Origin of the sequence: Vibrio sp. Isolate22 (assembly GCF_022398115.1) — a bacterium.
In the GTDB taxonomy this organism is placed as follows: domain Bacteria; phylum Pseudomonadota; class Gammaproteobacteria; order Enterobacterales; family Vibrionaceae; genus Vibrio.
The window spans coordinates 99,104-115,759 of record NZ_JAKEUW010000002.1 but is presented as its reverse complement, the minus strand read 5'-3'; the positions used below and the strand labels follow the sequence as shown (position 1 = coordinate 115,759).

General features: G+C 43.4%; 14 protein-coding genes. 8 read left to right on the top strand and 6 right to left on the bottom strand.

Translation table 11 applies throughout. The features are described from left to right. Positions 1–84: 84 nt before the first annotated feature. Both L1D55_RS01970 and L1D55_RS01965 read right to left on the bottom strand, forming a co-directional pair. The gene (locus L1D55_RS01970) at positions 85–1,248 is read right to left on the bottom strand and encodes an alpha/beta fold hydrolase (protein ID WP_239916358.1); all 1,164 of its coding nucleotides are present in this window, start codon (positions 1,246–1,248) and stop codon (positions 85–87) included. Positions 1,249–1,295: 47 nt separating this feature from the next. Beyond that, positions 1,296–1,526: a hypothetical protein gene (locus L1D55_RS01965; protein ID WP_239916357.1), complete on the bottom strand. Its 231-nt coding sequence runs from the start codon at positions 1,524–1,526 to the stop codon at positions 1,296–1,298. 273 nt (positions 1,527–1,799) lie between these two features. On the opposite strand from L1D55_RS01965, the gene hcp reads away from it, so the two are divergent. Continuing rightward, positions 1,800–3,461 carry a hydroxylamine reductase gene (gene hcp / locus L1D55_RS01960; RefSeq protein ID WP_239916356.1) on the top strand — a complete coding sequence of 554 codons (1,662 nt, stop codon included), beginning with the start codon at positions 1,800–1,802 and terminating at the stop codon, positions 3,459–3,461. Positions 3,462–3,559: 98 nt separating this feature from the next. Then, entirely contained in the window at positions 3,560–4,615 is a 1,056-nt protein-coding gene (locus L1D55_RS01955) for a hybrid-cluster NAD(P)-dependent oxidoreductase (RefSeq protein ID WP_239916355.1), read from the top strand. Positions 4,616–4,794: 179 nt separating this feature from the next. On the opposite strand, the gene L1D55_RS01950 is transcribed toward L1D55_RS01955, so the two are convergent. Continuing rightward, entirely contained in the window at positions 4,795–6,231 is a 1,437-nt protein-coding gene (locus L1D55_RS01950) for a glyceraldehyde-3-phosphate dehydrogenase (RefSeq protein WP_239916354.1), read from the bottom strand. 848 nt (positions 6,232–7,079) lie between these two features. Between L1D55_RS01950 and L1D55_RS01945 the strand changes: the two genes are divergently transcribed. Further along, complete coding sequence (locus tag L1D55_RS01945; RefSeq protein WP_239916434.1) at positions 7,080–9,644, top strand: ATP-binding protein; 2,565 nt, start codon at positions 7,080–7,082, stop codon at positions 9,642–9,644. 64 nt (positions 9,645–9,708) lie between these two features. Here L1D55_RS01945 and L1D55_RS01940 read toward each other — a convergent pair whose 3' ends face one another. The 3 genes from L1D55_RS01940 to L1D55_RS01930 all read right to left on the bottom strand — a co-directional run bounded on the left by L1D55_RS01940 (position 9,709) and on the right by L1D55_RS01930 (position 11,195). Continuing rightward, positions 9,709–9,945, bottom strand: a complete 237-nt coding sequence (locus L1D55_RS01940; protein WP_004742365.1) for a hypothetical protein — start codon at positions 9,943–9,945, stop codon at positions 9,709–9,711. 163 nt (positions 9,946–10,108) lie between these two features. After that, positions 10,109–10,735, bottom strand: coding sequence for a D-Ala-D-Ala carboxypeptidase family metallohydrolase (locus tag L1D55_RS01935; protein ID WP_128163711.1), 627 nt, complete (start codon positions 10,733–10,735; stop codon positions 10,109–10,111). A gap of 145 nt (positions 10,736–10,880) precedes the next feature. Then, positions 10,881–11,195, bottom strand: coding sequence for a DUF496 family protein (locus tag L1D55_RS01930; RefSeq protein WP_004742367.1), 315 nt, complete (start codon positions 11,193–11,195; stop codon positions 10,881–10,883). A 195-nt stretch (positions 11,196–11,390) separates the two neighbouring features. On the opposite strand from L1D55_RS01930, the gene L1D55_RS01925 reads away from it, so the two are divergent. From L1D55_RS01925 to luxQ, 5 genes are all read left to right on the top strand, one after another. Next, positions 11,391–11,591, top strand: coding sequence for a hypothetical protein (locus tag L1D55_RS01925; protein ID WP_063523833.1), 201 nt, complete (start codon positions 11,391–11,393; stop codon positions 11,589–11,591). A 63-nt stretch (positions 11,592–11,654) separates the two neighbouring features. Then, positions 11,655–12,311, top strand: coding sequence for a YceH family protein (locus L1D55_RS01920; RefSeq protein WP_239916353.1), 657 nt, complete (start codon positions 11,655–11,657; stop codon positions 12,309–12,311). Next, a complete protein-coding gene (locus L1D55_RS01915) occupies positions 12,312–12,626 on the top strand; it encodes a GIY-YIG nuclease family protein (protein WP_239916352.1) in 315 nt (104 codons plus the stop codon). A gap of 308 nt (positions 12,627–12,934) precedes the next feature. Next, positions 12,935–14,029, top strand: coding sequence for an autoinducer 2-binding periplasmic protein LuxP (locus tag L1D55_RS01910; protein ID WP_239916348.1), 1,095 nt, complete (start codon positions 12,935–12,937; stop codon positions 14,027–14,029). Beyond that, entirely contained in the window at positions 14,029–16,599 is a 2,571-nt protein-coding gene (gene luxQ, locus L1D55_RS01905; RefSeq protein WP_239916346.1) for a quorum-sensing autoinducer 2 sensor kinase/phosphatase LuxQ, read from the top strand. Before L1D55_RS01910 ends, luxQ begins: the two co-directional genes overlap by 1 nt. Positions 16,600–16,656 lie beyond the last annotated feature (57 nt).

Genomic DNA, 16,656 nt, shown 5'->3' with positions numbered 1-16,656 from the left:
ACGGAATCGCAATAAAAATGTATGTATTAAAAAAGCTCACAGCGAATCGCTAGTGAGCTTTTTAGTTTTTATGAGCTTGTCTGGCTAACCTGCCGAGTTTAGCACTGAATCTAGTTTGGCCATCGAGTCGGAAAAGTAAGGGTTATACGTTAGGCGAGCGTGATTTTTACCTTCTTCACGGTATCCCCATGCTGAATACCACACTTCGCTGTTCGCATTACACTTCTCCTCAAAGCCCTCTTCTTGTCCGTTAGAGCAGATTTTCTCACTACCATTGATACCGTAATACGGATTGTTTGGTGAGAACAACAAGCCCATGTGAGAACCGTTCGAGATACGTTGCTCTGGGATTTTCATGCTGTATTGAACAGCGCGAGGGTCATCTAGCTTGGATTCTCCTTGCCACACCAAAACGTTATTTGGGTTTGGCATAGAATCAGTAAACGCCTGCTGAACGAAACTAGTGTCAATCACACTGTCGCCTTCACTCATCATAATGAACACTGGCTTGTCGAATTGTTTCTCTCTTAAGTCGTCACGAACGATTTCTGAGGTCTCGTAGTATACTGATGCTCCGTTCATTGGCAGCGAGTTATAACGAAGTATGTTGTCTTCAGGATCTTGGTCCGCCCAAGTCACAAAATAGCTCGCTAGCCCCGCGTATTGCACGGCCGATGAATTCGGTTGAAATGCAGGTGAAAACAGCAGTAATCCTGCGATTTTTGAATCCTTCATCGCTTGTGAAGTCACGAGGTTTGCACCGGTAGAGTAACCACCTAGCCATACTGAATCGTACTCTTGCTCAAGTAACTTAGTATGGTGAGCCACCACGCCTTGCCAATCTTCGAGATGCGGTTGCATTAAGTCACCTGCACGGCTGCCGTGGCCTGGAAGCAGCACGGTTCTCACTAAGTAGCCTTGATCGGCTAGATGTTCTGCAATGTCTTTGAATGAATACGGCGAGTCGCCTAATCCATGAACCAACAGAACTGCTTTACCATTAGGTGAGGTCGGTTTGTACTCAGTAGGTGAATTAAGTTGAACCTCTAGTTGCTTGTCTTCGGTGATGAATACACGGTTTTTTAATAGCCAGTCTTGAGTTTCGGTTACATAGGCATCGAAGCTGTCTTGCTGATATTCAGGCAGGTTTGGCGAAGCTTCGTAAGCTGGAGTGATGGTCTCGTTAGAGCAGCCAACGAGACCTAAAGTCGTAATAGCGAGCAGAGTTAGGACGGTCTTTCTATGCATTATTTGGTGTAGTCTCTATCGTTGTTGTCTTGAAGCAAAAGCTTAGACTATTTTCTATTTGAAAGGTCTTCGTATTCGCCTTCAATAACACCAGCATCAAATGTTGATGAGTGATGAGTGTTCATATGAGCTGCGAAGCCTTGTTTCTTCATTTGATTTTGAATGCGCTTGCCGGTGATTAAAGCTGCGATAGCCAAAGGAATAGCAAGGATCAAGCTTGTGAATAGCGCCAAAAGGCCAGTAAACAGCGCAACAATCGTAACTAATATATTTTTCATATTCATTCCTCTTTTTCTATGTTGTTACTTTATTGCTCCTTTTCTGAACGAAACATGAACGCCGTAAAATAATTGCCGAGAGTCACTATGACACGTGTGTGTTTACTTTGGCTCGTAAAATGTAGTCATAATCACGCACTAAAAATATGGTTTAAAGCTAATTGCTTAAAAATCAATGAATTAAAAGTTGGCACGCTTGATGCTCTATAGGGTTTGGAATAAGTCACTGTAAGCGAAGTACTTACAGCTAATAAAAATTACTGGAGCCCCTATATGTTCTGTATTCAATGTGAACAAACTATTCAAACACCCACTGTAAAAGGCTGTTCTTTCGCACAAGGTATGTGTGGAAAAACATCGGAAGTATCCGACCTTCAAGATGTGTTGGTGTATTCTCTTCAAGGTGTTTCTTTTTGGGCAAACTTAGGTCGCACTTGCGATGTTATTGATACTGAAATCGATGAGTGGGCGCCAAAAGCGTTCTTCGCAACACTCACCAACGTGAACTTCGACCCTGCTCGTATCATTGAATTTGCTCAGCAATCTCACGAATTTAAACAGCGTCTAGAGCAAAAAGTTCGTGCCGCTGCGACTCTAATCGGTTTCGAAATTCCAGCACTTTCTCCTGCCGCGCAATTCGATCTTCCAACGGACTCTTCAGAGCTTTTAGCGCTTGCACCACAAGCTGCGGTTAACCGTGGTCATGAATCTCAACACGAAGATGTGATTGGTCTTCGTCTTCTTTGTCTATACGGCTTAAAAGGTGCAGCTGCGTATATGGAGCACGCTCGCGTTCTTGGTCAAACAGACAATGCTATCTTTGCTGAATACCATGGGATTATGGCTTTTCTAGGTACCGATCCAACCGACCTAAAACAGTTATTGGATACATCAATGCAGATCGGCTTGATGAACTACAAAGTAATGGAAATGCTAGACAAGGGTGAGACAGACACCTTTGGTCACCCACAGCCAACGACTGTGAATGTGAAGACTAAGAAAGGTCACTGTATCCTTGTTTCTGGCCACGACCTTCATGACTTAGAAAAGATTCTTCAGCAAACTGAAGGTAAGGGTATCAACGTTTACACTAACGGTGAGATGCTACCTGCACACGGTTACCCTGAACTGCACAAATACCCACACCTTGCGGGTAACTACGGCAGCGCTTGGCAGAATCAACAGAAAGAGTTCGCGAACTTCCCTGGCGCGATCGTAATGACCTCTAACTGCCTGCTTAATCCAGATGTTGGTGCTTACGCTGATCGTCTGTTTACACGTAGCATTGTAGGCTGGCCAGGTGTTGCTCACCTTGAGGGTGATGATTTCAGCGCGGTTATCGATTGTGCATTAGCGCAAGAAGGCTTCAAGCATGATGAGATCGAGCAGATGATCACTGTTGGTTTCGGTCGCAATGCGCTAATGGAAGCTGCACCTGCGGTTGTTGATCAAGTGAAAGAAGGCAACATTAAGCACTTCTTCTTGGTGGGTGGCTGTGACGGTGACAAGTCAGAGCGTAGCTACTACACAGATTTTACCGCTCAAGCACCAGAAGATTCAGTTATCCTAACTTTGGCGTGTGGTAAATTCCGTTTCAACAAAAACCAGTTTGGTGACATCAATGGCATTCCACGTTTATTAGATGTGGGTCAATGTAACGATGCGTACTCAGCGATTCAGCTTGCTTTAGCACTGTCTCAAGAGTTTGACTGTGGCATCAACGAGCTACCGCTAACACTCGTCCTATCTTGGTTCGAGCAAAAAGCGATCGTTATCCTGCTGACTCTGTTTGCACTGGGTGTGAAAGGCATTTACACAGGTCCAACAGCGCCAGCATTCCTAACAGAAAACCTGCTTAAGATTATTCAAGACGAGTTCGACATGCGTTCTATCTCAACGCCAGAACAAGATCTTAAAACAATCCTAGCGGCTTAATTTAAGCCAACTCATAAGCCCCGTTGTTGTAACGTTTTTTAGAAGCGACAACGGCGGGGCTTTTTCGATTTTAATCTTTAGAGCAAGGTAAACCTACGATGTATGCATGGTCGGATAGCGATTCAATCAATTTAGTATGCTTAAAGAAATGGCACGAAACACCAGATACGGTCAGCTTTGAGTTGGGGAGTATCCCACAAGACTTACACTTCAATTTCAAGCCGGGGCAGTTCATCACTTTGGGCTTAGATATGCCGACAAAAACCGATTATCGAGCTTACTCTGTCGCTTCTTGCCCAGAGGACAATCGCCTAAAGCTGACGGTTAAACGTGTTGAAGGTGGCTTGGTGTCTAACTTTATTGTCGATGAGCTTGATGAAGGTGATGAGGTTGCTGTATTGAAGCCTGCTGGTGGTTTTAACTGTATTGATTGCACGCCAACAACGAGTAACAAAGTGACACTAGTGAGTGCTGGTTGCGGCATCACACCTGTTATGGCGATGGTGAAGTATTGGCTGTCTCAAGATAGCGGCGTTGAAATTGACTTCATCCATATGGCGCGTAATAAGCGAGAGACGATTTATTTTGAAGAGCTACACCAACTAGATGAAACTTACTCTAATTTTAATCTGAAGCTATTACTTAAAGACAACCAAGGCACCACGGCCCCTCAAGGTCGATTGGATAAGAATTGGCTGGTCAATCTAAGCCCTGACATTTTAGATCGCACCGTCTATCTGTGTGGCCCAGTTGGTTTCATGCAAGACATAGAAAGCTATCTAAAAGAACTTGAGTTCAACATGGACAACTTCTATCAAGAAAGCTTTACACCGGCTACTCAGAACGCTCAGTCAGAAGAGCCTCAAACTGAAGTCGCTGACAATGAGAACAGTGCAGTCAAAGTATTTGTCCCAGCTTTTGGCAAAGAAGTGGAAGCAGAAGCGGGTACGCCGCTCGCTGATTCACTAGAGCAAGCGGGTGTGCCGATCATTATCGCGTGTCGCAGCGGTATTTGTGGCTCATGTAAATGCAAAGTGACGAAAGGTTCGGTGGAATCTAGCAGCCAAGAGACACTGACAGCAGAAGAGATTGAACAAGGTTATGTACTGGCATGTTCAAGCACGATTCAGTCTGATGTTGAGGTAGAGCTTTAGAAGTGATTGTGTATCAGAACTTCTGATATAAAAAGGCCACTCAGATCAGTTAGAGAGAGCAGATCTAAGTGGCAACCCTCCTGTTTATACGGGGGAGTAAAACAGAAGGGGTTGCGAAGCCTGAAACAGGCTTCGCGGATATAGTTATTATGTTGTGGAGCTTGTTTTACTCAGAGATATTAAACCGCTGGGTAAGTTTTGTAGCGTACGCCCATCATTTGTTCCATACAGTGAACAACTTGGCAGCTGTAGCCAAACTCGTTGTCGTACCAAATGTATAGAACAGCGCGGTTGTCTTGTGCGATAGTCGCAACACCGTCAACAACGCCAGGGTGACGAGAGCCAACTAGGTCTGTAGAAACGATTTCAGTTGAGTCTGTGTAATCGATTTGAGCAGATAGGGCAGAAGATAGTGCCATTTCACGTAGGTACGTGTTCAGCTCTTCTTTGTTGGTGCCTTTCTCAAGGTTTAGGTTTGCTACTGCCATTGAAACATTTGGAGTAGGTACGCGAATCGCATTACCTGTTAGCTTGCCTTCCATTTCCGGCATTGCTTTTGATACTGCTTTTGCAGCGCCAGTCGATGTCAGCACCATGTTCAATGAAGCAGCACGGCCACGACGGTCACCTGAGTGGAAGTTATCAATCAGGTTTTGGTCATTGGTGAATGAGTGAACCGTTTCGATATGACCAGACAGAACACCGAACTTGTCGTGAACGGCTTTCAACACTGGTGTAATCGCGTTCGTTGTGCAGCTTGCCGCTGAGATGATGGTGTCTTCAGGTTGAATCACATCTTCATTTACACCGAACACGACGTTTTTGATGTCACCTTTGCCAGGTGCAGTAAGCAGTACTTTGCTTGCACCGTTACACGCTACGTGTTGGCTCAGGCCTTCTGCGTCACGCCACACACCTGTGTTATCAACAACCAGTGCGTTATCGATGCCGTAAGCTGTGTAATCCACCTCTTCTGGTTTGTTTGCGTAGATAACTTGGATGAAATTACCGTTAACGATGATCGCTTTGCGCTCTTGGTCTACAACGATGCTGCCGTTGAACTGGCCATGAACTGAGTCACGACGTAGTAGGCTTGCACGTTTTTCTAAATCACCGTCTTTACCACCACGAACCACAATTGCACGTAAACGAAGTGGGTAACCTGGGCCGCTTTTCTCTACAAGAATACGAGTGAGTAGACGACCTATACGACCAAAACCGTATAACACAACGTCGCGAGGTGTGGTCATCGCTTCGCCTTCTAATGAACCCATTAGAGCCGTTTGAAGGAAATCATCCATCGCACTGAGATCTTCGTGGTTTTCCCAGTATTGAGCTGCTAGACGACCAACATCCACGCGGCAAGGAGACAAGCGCATTGATAGTAGGTGTTGGATAATTGGTTGAGTTTGTTCTGCGGTTAGCGGTGAACCTGTGTAGCGTTTTGCGATACGGTGAGCTTTGATGATGTCGATCGTTGTTGCGTTGACTAAGGTCTTACCGAAGAGGATAACTTCTACGCCTTTTTGGCGGTATAACTGACCTAAAGTTGGAGCGATGGATTCAGCAATAGTTTGACTAGTTTGCCAGTCTAGGAGGTGCTTTTCGGGACTCATCTTTACTCGGGACCTTTCACGTTAAGTTCTGCAGTCATGGCGGTTGTAGGGAAGCCAATCAGCATAGGGGGTTGAGCTATCAAGCGGTGGTCTTTTGTGCCACTTAAATGTGCTTGATATGCGTTGTGTGTAACTTGTAATTTTTATGTGGCAGGATTGTAAGGTACGACTGGTTATTCTGCTAGGAAAAATAAATGCAGACAAACTATCTGTAAGTTGGCGTGATATTAGCCATAAATCAAGTTTTATACGTAGATAAAGGTTATTGACTTTAACAATCTGTAGCACTTAATTTCCGCCAAAAAATACTCAAATCAAAATATGATATGTAATAAAAGTCATAGTGATCATTAAAGCTGTGATCAATAACTCAAGTTACACGTAAATGATAAACAGCAAACATGCCAATCAGCCTGTTATGTTGTTTGACTTTCAACTAACCCATCGTTGCGTGAAAAAAATGCAGAGCGCAAACGTTTGGATCTCACAAATTTAACCTTAATTTAGTAATTTGTTCGTACCTAGCACTTTGACTTGCTGCCTTTCTAATCTGACAGCGTGACTTCTTTACTTGTTATGCGAGCGATAATAACTCTCTCTCGGAAATGAAACGTTTCATTGATTTGCTATCCTGATACCAACGTTTGCTTTGTACACTGCACATTATTTGCCTTTCTGGACTCAGAGTATCGTTTGTTCATATCCAATTTGATCAATAACCGCTGTTAATGTCCTATTCTTTACTTGGGCTAGGTTAAATTACTTTCGGGAAGGGAGTAGTTATAAAAATGATAAACATGTCAATTAGATGGCGTCTAATTCTTCTTATCACTGTGTCTGTAATCACCATGTTTGGGTTTACAGTCAACCAAGTGATCAAGAACGATACGAAGATGAAGAATCTTGAAACTACACGAATTAAGGTTGAAGCTCTTCAATCTTTCAACACGGTTTCAAGTAATGCACATCGATGGTTAGTTCTGTCTAATGACTCTTCTGAGAAAGGCCAGTTGCTTTTAACCCTGCAATCAGAATTGGATAGGCTTTCTCAGTACGGGGCTCGATTAAAGCAATCTGATGAAAACCCGAATATTGAGCCTCTGCTAACCGAATTGAAGAATGTGGTAATGAGCCTGACTAATTCGACGCAAGGTTCTGGCAATCAAGCGTTAATCGAGAAGGCTTTCGGATTATTAAAAGGCGTGTTGCTTCAGTTATCCGAATATCGGGTGGCTTTATTGGATGAAGATATTAGCCAAGCTGATGCGATGTTCGTCCACCTCACTAACTATGTGTTTTGGAGTCAGCGAGAAGCATGGTTGAGCTACAGCTTGTACCGCTCGCCTGAGCAAAAAAATCAATATCTATTGAGCTACATCAGTGCGTTAGATCGACAGCAGCAGTTATTAGAGACCTTTTTCCAGTCGGATACGAGCTCTCCAAGTATTAGGCAACTTCTCAACACAGTTTCCCAAGATGAGTTTCAAGACAAGTTCGCAACACGAATCCTCGAAGGAGAACTTTCATCGCCCGAAGTATATGAACACTTAAAAAGTCTAGAGGTCAAAAAGCGAGCTATTTCTCAAGCGATCAGTGCTTACACCAAGCAATTGCAGCTTGATTTAACAAACAATATTGCGTTGCAGAAAAGACAAACTTTAGTGATCTCGTTCTTGATCCTTGCTGTTTCGGGTGTGTTGTTGTGGTTGGGGGCTATGATCTCTATACGCTTGAACAGAAATCTATCAATGATCTTGAAGGGCGTTTCAGAGTGCGCTGATAACGATGGCAAGCCGAACACCATAAAAATTGAGGGCAATGACGAGCTAGCAGAGTTTACTGAAACCTTAAATAGGGTGATGGAACGTAACTACCTACGTAATCAAGAGCTTATAGCAGCCAAAGAAGATGCCGTATCAGCTAATGCGGCGAAAAGTGCATTCCTCGCCAATATGTCTCATGAGATCCGAACTCCCTTAAATGGGATCATTGGTATGGCGGAGATTTTATCGCAGAGTAAGCTAAGTCCTAACCAACAAGAGGTGCTTGGGGATATTGAGTCATCATCGCACTCATTACTGGTGCTGCTGAATGACATTCTCGACTTGTCTAAGATTGAGTCGGGTAACCTCATGCTCTCTCCACATAATGCTGACTTGCGTGAGGCTGTCTATGACTCTGTGAGTGTGATTTTATCTAAGGCGATCAGTAAAGACATTGAGCTCGATGTAAACATTGATTCTCAAACACCACCGCAACTGTTCTTCGATGAGTATCGTGTGAGGCAGGTGCTGACGAATTTATTGTCGAATGCCATCAAGTTCACCTCTAACGGTACCATTACAACTGATATCGCCTATGCGCCAATGTCGATGGGCAGAGGCAAACTCGAGTGCAGTGTTTCGGATACGGGCATTGGTATTGAACCCGAGAAACTAGAGTCCATCTTTGAGCCTTTTACTCAAGAGGATGGCAGTATCACGCGTCAGTTTGGTGGCACAGGGCTCGGGTTAGCAATCTGTAGGCAGCTTGTCGACTTAATGGGTGGATACATCACTGCCCGTTCAGTAAAAGGTGAAGGCTCTACCTTTACGTTTTGTTTGTATGTCGATGTGGTAGAAACGCAAGTTCAAAGCTTCGATAATTTAAATCGTGCAACGATCATTTCCAACTCTTTTAACTATCTCGACCAGTTAGTCAAAGAGTGTGAGCGCCTCAATATAAAACCCAAGGTGGTGGGATCGATATCGTCATTAGATGAAGAGATCAAAGAGAGCGACTTTGTTCTGTATTGCCATACCTTACATCACTCACTGCAGAGTGATTTAGCGACGTTGAAAGAGCAGTACCCGTTAGATCGCGTGATTGTTTGTCAGCACCACTTATTCAAAACTAATCTGATTACAGAGTCTGTTCATTCAACTCATACACTGCCATTCTTGGGACGACGTTTCTTGAATAGTCTATTGTCACTTGATGCGAATGAAGAGCCAGTACCTGAAGCCAAATCAGAAAAAGAAGAAGTGCGTCCTCTGAATCGACGTATCTTGATTGTCGAAGATAACTTGATGAATCAGAAGATAGCGAGCTTCTTTCTTGAACAAGCAGGCTACGAGTATCTAATTGCTAGTAATGGACAAGAGGCGGTTGATGTTATTACTCAGGGTGCGCAATTTGATGCCGTGTTGATGGATTGCATGATGCCAGTCATGGATGGGATAACTGCGACTAGAGCAATCCGACAGTGGGAGAGCGAGCAACAAACGACTCCACTACCAATTATCGCCTTAACCGCAAGTGTGTTAGAAGAAGACATCAAGGATTGCTTTGATGCAGGCATGAATGCCTATTTACCCAAGCCTTATAAATCTCACCAACTCTACGACTTGTTTAGCAGTCTTGATATCGTCTAACTGATAGCTGGTTTAAAGCTCAACAAGGCTGTTGAGCTTTAAACCATAGTTGGAACAAGCGTTGTTAACGCACTTCCATGCCTAAATTGTATTGAGCAAGGCAGCGCCCGACATAACTGATTTTGATGAAAGCTGCCACAATGATGGTGCTGATGTGCGCGACGATTTGAACCGGTAGTGAGAAATGATCCGCCATTGGGTAAGCGATAATTATGCTGAGTAGCATAAGCAAAGTGGTAATCGCTAGGCTGAAGTTAGATACAGAAAGTAGAGTTTGAAAGCGTTGAGTCATCGTCTTCATATTGAATTCCTAGTTACTATTAGTTCTTTTGATACTTAACTAGTAGCAATTAGCGTTCCAATTATTAAAGTTGTTATTTATCAATAATTTAAAATCAAACCGTTTTAGTTTGTAGTCAAAAAGACACTTTGGCTTAGGGTGTCTTTTTGACTTGAATGTGTGTTTACCACTGCCTAAAACCACAGGTATCGATATGGAACCGAACACCTGAATACAAACCCAGACCAACGTTATTTTTCTGGCCAAATTCAGCGTGAATCTTTTTGAGCTTTACATGCAGTTGCTCTCGAGTAATGTCATTGGCAGGGACTAAATCCAACGCACAAAACTCTAAGTGCTTACTTCGTAGTGCACCGCCAGCTTGTTGGTTATAAATCTGAGTTCTTTCACCTGATACAGGTATCACCACACCGATTTCAGGCTCAATGTGTTGTTGAATGTATTTCAAGGTGTTGATCATGTTCGATACATTCTTTTTATCTGGCAGGGTAAACAAGGTGGTGTTACTCATCGCCCAGTCTGTTCCTTGTAACAGCACCAAGTGCAAAGGCATGCTTTGGGTGATTCCCGCATCTTTGAGCTGTTGTCCTATCTCTCTTACTCTGTCTTCAGCGTGATTAAGTAGCATCCAGCCTCGAAATGCCGAGCGAGTTGGAACCTTATAGCCATGAACGTCGACCACGAGATCGTCATAAGTGATTTCGGTATTTTCGGTGTAAAGTCTTTCGAATTCTTGTGGGTAGGGTTGAGTTGATGACAGCGCTAAGGTGATCAGAATGGTTGAGTACATAAGGTGACTCCATTTCTTACGTTGGCCTTGTTAATGATATTTAAATCACTAAATACGTAAGCGTAAGTATAGACACAGGAATTTAGGTACAAAAAAACCCACTACAAAGAGTGGGTTACTAAACAAGTCATTCAACTTTGTAAGATTACTTCTTACCTTGGATTTGCTTGTCTTCTTCTGTCAGCTCACGGATACGACGGCTGATGTCGCGACGAGCTTTAGAAATTTCTGCGCTCTTGATGATGTGGTCATCAACACGATCTTCGTAGTCAGCTTTCATGTTTTTGATGATGCCTAGAATCTCATCGTGAGTCATCTCTGGCTTGATGTAATCAAGTAGGTTATCAAGAAGGTCGACACGCTTACGGTTGTCACGAACTTTCTTTTCGTTGTCTAACAGTTCACGCTTAAGTTTGTTCTTACGTCGTGCTTGGTTAACAATTTCAAATACGCTGCTCATAGATTCCTTTTCCTATTCGTCAAATACGTTATCTGGTTCTGATTAAAGCACATCAATTGATGATGTAACAGTCTTTAGATCAAAGCAAAAGTAAGGTTGTTTAATTATTCGTCACTCTCACCGATGTGTGATTGTTTTTATCTCGCCGTTCAAGTTAGTATCCCATGTAGATACTGCATTGATACGAAATGTGAAATGAATCAACAACAATTGGAAACCGAAGATTCAGGTGATAAAGCGACTGAACCTTCAGCAGAGCAAAACAAGCTTCGTGATGCGTATGTAAAAGAGCGTACTTATTTGGAAGTCGTGGAAATAGAGCTAAACCGTTCTAAGATCATAATGATTGATGAACAGGGTAGAAAGAAACGAGTACCAATTTTGTCTGAGCACTAGTCCTAGGTGACTGCATTGTTTAGTGCTGAGACGGAATCACCAAAATAATAAAAAGGAATAACGATGAACACAGTACTTTCCCCAATTGAAGCGAGAATCATTGGTTGCTTGATCGAAAAAGAAGTGACGACTCCCGATCATTACCCACTTACGTTGAACAGTCTGACCACTGCTTGTAATCAGAAAAGCAATCGTGAGCCTGTTCTGTCGTTGTCTGAGTCAGAAGTATTAGATGCCGTTGATGGCTTGATTGCTCGCCGCATGGTCAGTGACGAAAGTAGTTTTAATAGTCGTGTTAATAAGTACCAGCATCGCTTCTGCAATACTGAGTTTGGTGATCTGCAATTTACAGAACAAGAGCGCGCGATCATCTGTTGTATGTTACTGCGTGGTCCACAAACGCCGGGTGAATTACGCACGAGGACAGGGCGCTTAGCGAATTTCACTGATGTAAAAGAGGTGGAAGCAACGCTCGAAAAGTTAGCGACCCGTGAAGCTGGCGCCTTGGTTGTTAAACTACCGCGTGAAGCAGGTAAGCGAGAGTCACGTTATCAGCATTTACTCAGCGGTGAAGTCGATGTTGAAGCGTTTGCGACGGCATCTGCAGGTGTTGCAGCACCGTCAGCGTCGAATGAGAAGCTGGAAGAGCTAGAGTCTGAGGTTGCAAGCTTAAGAGCTGAAGTCGCTGAGTTGAAAGCTCTGGTTGAATCTCTGCTTTAAATGTCTGAATCTGAGAATAAGGCGGATTGGGTCGTGTACCTGATCCGCAATCGTCATAACGCTTTATATTGTGGTGTCACCAATAATCTACAACGCCGCTTTGAGCAGCACCAAACTGGTAAAGGTGCCAAAGCCCTAAAAGGCAAGGGGCCGCTGAAGTTAGTTTGGAGTATGAAGACCCAGTCGAAAAGTGAGGCTCTGAAAACCGAATACGCGATCAAACAATTACCTAAGTTACGTAAAGAAAAGTTAGCATCACTCAAACTTATCATTGAGTGGCAAGACGACAACATGCAATATATCGAAGTCTCATAATTCATACCTAAAATAGTGGCTACTGATAAAATCGTAATAAATGAAAATTCCGAGATAGTTTTTATTAAATAGTTGATTTTTATTTGAAAAATATAAAATTAGGAAGGCGTGTTTAGCCACGTGACACTAAAGTTTTTCCGTTACCGCTCTCATTTGATATATTACTCATTTAGAATGTCGTTCTAATTAGCTCTAGCCGCTATCATTTATCCTCGTTGTCCTACATAATATCTTTCAGCCATTCAAAGAGATGGTGTCATGCTAGGTTAAAAAATGAGCCAAAGTAGCTCATATAAAACGAGAAAAATATGAAACGTTTATTGATGTTGTTTGGACTAGCCGTATTTTCTGCGTCCGCTCTCTCCCACGGAACCCATGTCCTTAACGGATATTGGGAGTACCAAGACTACCTTTCTAGCTTTCCTGAACAAAAAGCCTTAACCGATAAAATGGTCCAGGCTGTGCAAAACCACCCCGTTCCACTGAAACGAGTCCAGGATGATCCGATCACGATTTCTGTCGTGTATCCGGGCCAACAAATCTCTGATTATTGGGTTCGTAACATCCAAGCTTTTGAAAAGCGACTTGATAAACTGAGAATTAATTATCAAATTAACCAAGTGTTTACGAGAGTGAACGCGGATCTCGCGCAGCAAAGTATCTCGTTACAAGAAGCGATAGAAAATAAAACCGATTATTTGATCTTTACGCTAGATACGACGCGCCATCGTAAATTTATTGAGCACGTATTGAGCTCTACCGATACCAAACTTATTCTGCAGAACATCACTACGCCAGTTCGTGCATGGGCTGATAGGCAACCCTTCATGTATGTTGGTTTTGACCATGCAACAGGCAGTTTAAAATTAGCGAATTACTTCAAAGAAGTCAGCAAACCGAACAGCAAATATTCGGTACTGTATCGTTCAGAAGGTTATATTAGTGATGCCCGTGGTGATACCTTCATTCACGATGTAAACAGTGATACGAACTTTGATTTAAAATCCTCTTTCTACACAAGATCGGACAAAGAGAGTGGTTACCGAGCGGCTAAAATCAGCATAGAGAACGATAAAGACCTAGACTTTATTTATGCATGTGCAACCGATGTCGCTTTAGGCGCAGCGGATGCGATTCGAGAATCGGGTCGAGATATCTTAGTTAACGGTTGGGGCGGCGGCTCTGCTGAGCTTGAAGCGATTGAAAGAGGTGACCTTGATGTCACTGTTATGCGTATGAACGACGATACGGGGATCGCAATGGCAGAGGCTATTAAGTGGGACCTTGCCGGGGAAGCCGTTCCTACTGTTTACTCTGGTGATTTTGAAATCGTGACTAAAGAAGACTCCCCAGAACGCATTTCTGAACTGAAACAGCGAGCATTTAGATACTCAGGTCAATAATGAAGAAAAGCTACGCCAGTACACCTAGGAACACATTAGCTAAGCTTATTACGCGTATCATTATCTTAGTGATAGGCGTGATGGCACTTGGCGTGCTTATTCATAATTATGAAACCAGCAGTAACATTGTAAAACAAGAGACTAATCGAACGGTTCAACAGACGTCGAGTCTGATTCAAAACATGTTTGATTATCGTTTGTCTGTCTTACAGATTCATCAAGACAGTAGCTCACACAGTGACACCCTACGTGAGTATTTTGCTACGGGCGACGAAGAGGTGTTGAACTACTTCTTCTTTGGCGTAGATCAGCGAGAGCCCGATTATGCTCCTGATCTACGTTTTGTCTCAACACACGACGGGTTGGTATGGGAAGATGGCAACGCTCAGTTTTATGGTTTAGATGGAAACAACCTAGAGCATATTTCTGATGAGGTCTCTTTTAGCAGTAACTGGCACTTTATCCAAGTAATGACCGAGATTGGTAAACGTCACTTGTTGGCTCGACGAACCCCCATTGTTGATAACAAGACTGGCGAAGTTCTCGGTCAGCTTTATATTGCTATTGTACTCGACAATAATTTCTCTCTTGCAGAGTCGATACAACAGGGCAGTAACTGTGAGAATATCGTAATTGAAGCGCATGGAACGCCGGTAACCTCGACGTTCAGTGGCGATGAGACGTATACGATAAAGGATATTCTTGAATACAAAATTTACGAGCAGTTGCCTCGTCATTTCGTCACAGTGGCGACAATTAAGATCAACGCTGTAGATACTCCACTGGTTATTCGTGCGGTACAAAAGAACACCAATTTTATCGCCTTAGAAGAAAACTATGAGCGCGCCATCATCGTTGTTGTTGTCGTGATTGTGTTTATGTACTTCTTCGCTCGTACTTGGATTCAAAGAAGAGTGGCGGCGGAGCTCGATAAGTTGATGCACTTTACCCGCTCAGCGAGTGATAGCGAAGAGTTTAACAAGTTCGATGGGTCGAATATTTTCGAGTTTCATCATATAGGCTGCACTCTAGAAGATACCTTTGAACGCTTGTCCGAGCAGAATCAAAAATTCCAAGATCTCTTTAACTTTGCGCATTCTCCTATTTTGGTTTGGTCTGAAAAAGGCGATTTAATCCAGATGAATCCAGCGGCTCGTATGGCGCTGTTTGATGAAGATGATAATTACGGTGCAATTGCCCATGATTTTGAACTGCGTATGCTACCGAATATCCAAATGGTGGTTCAGGGCGCAAAGCTAACAGGAATTAACGTACCGATTGGTGAGAAGGTGTTCCGTTGGAACATGTCGGCTATCCGGGTTGAGCACGGCATCACAGGGGTTGTGGTTCAAGGGCAAGACATTACTAAGTTGGTGGAAGCTGAAAGACAAGCGGATAGAGCGAGAGAAGAGGCAGAGCATCTTGCCAACGTTCGAGCAGATTTCTTGGCGAAGATGAGTCACGAAATCCGAACACCACTCAATGGCATATTGGGTGTATCTCAGCTTCTTAAACGCTCTATGCACAATGAAGATAATAAAGAGCAGGTCGATGTACTCTGTAACAGTGCAGAGCATCTGCTAGCGGTATTGAACGACATTTTGGATTTTTCAAAGATCGAACAAGGGCAATTCAATATTCAAAAGAAAGACTTCCGCTTGGCGGAGTTGATTAACACCTTGGATAGTATCTACCGTCCACTTTGTGAGGATAAATCGATCACATTCACGATCGTGAATCACTTGGCTGACGACATGGAAATCAACACTGACCAAGTGCGCTTAAATCAAATAATGTTTAATTTGCTGAGCAATGCACTTAAGTTTACCCATCAAGGTGGCATCTCGGTCAGCTTTGAGCTTGAAAGTATCTTCAATACCAACAAAGCCAGTTTGATCGTACGAGTGCAAGATACCGGTATTGGTATTGACGAGAGTAAAATTGATGCTGTTTTTGAACCTTTTGTCCAAGCTGAAGAGACGACAACACGTGAATACGGCGGGACCGGATTAGGGCTCACGATCGTTAAGAACTTAGTCGATATGCTCGAAGGGGATATCCAAGTTCGCAGTATGAAAGATCAAGGATCGGAGTTCATCATAGAAATTCCGGTAGAGTTAAATTCTAAGCCGTTACTTGATGTCACACAGCAGGCAGGGGGGGAGCCTGAGGCTTTATTTGACCGCGCTTTGAATGTACTGCTGGTGGAAGATAATCACACTAACGCTTTTATCGCGCAGGCTTTTTGTAAGAAGTATGGCATGGTGGTTACGTGGGCTAAGGATGGTTTAGAGGCAATTGAGATGGCAAAAGCGACCACTTATGACCTCATCCTTATGGATAATCAACTTCCAAACCTAGGCGGTGTTGAGACGACTCAGCAGCTGCGAGAGGAAATTGGCGTAACTGCACCAATTTATGCGTGTACTGCCGATGCTCAAGAGTCTACAAGAGACAGCTTTATGGCTGCTGGCGCAAACTATGTGATTGTTAAGCCGATAAAAGAAGAGTCATTGCACCAAGCTTTTGTTCATTTCAAAAATTCGTATTGGGATGAAAATAGACTCTAATTTTTTCCCTCTTTGAACGTAGTGCTGTGCCAAACCAAGTAGCGTCAGCACAGCACG

What these genes read in the sequence shown, in the direction of transcription:
- L1D55_RS01970 (WP_239916358.1), bottom strand. Translation starts at nt 1,248, where the DNA reads ATGCATAGAAAGACCGTCCTAACTCTGCTCGCTATTACGACTTTAGGT.
- L1D55_RS01965 (WP_239916357.1), bottom strand. Translation starts at nt 1,526, where the DNA reads ATGAAAAATATATTAGTTACGATTGTTGCGCTGTTTACTGGCCTTTTG.
- hcp (WP_239916356.1), top strand. Translation starts at nt 1,800, where the DNA reads ATGTTCTGTATTCAATGTGAACAAACTATTCAAACACCCACTGTAAAA.
- L1D55_RS01955 (WP_239916355.1), top strand. Translation starts at nt 3,560, where the DNA reads ATGTATGCATGGTCGGATAGCGATTCAATCAATTTAGTATGCTTAAAG.
- L1D55_RS01950 (WP_239916354.1), bottom strand. Translation starts at nt 6,231, where the DNA reads ATGAGTCCCGAAAAGCACCTCCTAGACTGGCAAACTAGTCAAACTATT.
- L1D55_RS01945 (WP_239916434.1), top strand. Translation starts at nt 7,080, where the DNA reads ATGTTTGGGTTTACAGTCAACCAAGTGATCAAGAACGATACGAAGATG.
- L1D55_RS01940 (WP_004742365.1), bottom strand. Translation starts at nt 9,945, where the DNA reads ATGAAGACGATGACTCAACGCTTTCAAACTCTACTTTCTGTATCTAAC.
- L1D55_RS01935 (WP_128163711.1), bottom strand. Translation starts at nt 10,735, where the DNA reads ATGTACTCAACCATTCTGATCACCTTAGCGCTGTCATCAACTCAACCC.
- L1D55_RS01930 (WP_004742367.1), bottom strand. Translation starts at nt 11,195, where the DNA reads ATGAGCAGCGTATTTGAAATTGTTAACCAAGCACGACGTAAGAACAAA.
- L1D55_RS01925 (WP_063523833.1), top strand. Translation starts at nt 11,391, where the DNA reads ATGAATCAACAACAATTGGAAACCGAAGATTCAGGTGATAAAGCGACT.
- L1D55_RS01920 (WP_239916353.1), top strand. Translation starts at nt 11,655, where the DNA reads ATGAACACAGTACTTTCCCCAATTGAAGCGAGAATCATTGGTTGCTTG.
- L1D55_RS01915 (WP_239916352.1), top strand. Translation starts at nt 12,312, where the DNA reads ATGTCTGAATCTGAGAATAAGGCGGATTGGGTCGTGTACCTGATCCGC.
- L1D55_RS01910 (WP_239916348.1), top strand. Translation starts at nt 12,935, where the DNA reads ATGAAACGTTTATTGATGTTGTTTGGACTAGCCGTATTTTCTGCGTCC.
- luxQ (WP_239916346.1), top strand. Translation starts at nt 14,029, where the DNA reads ATGAAGAAAAGCTACGCCAGTACACCTAGGAACACATTAGCTAAGCTT.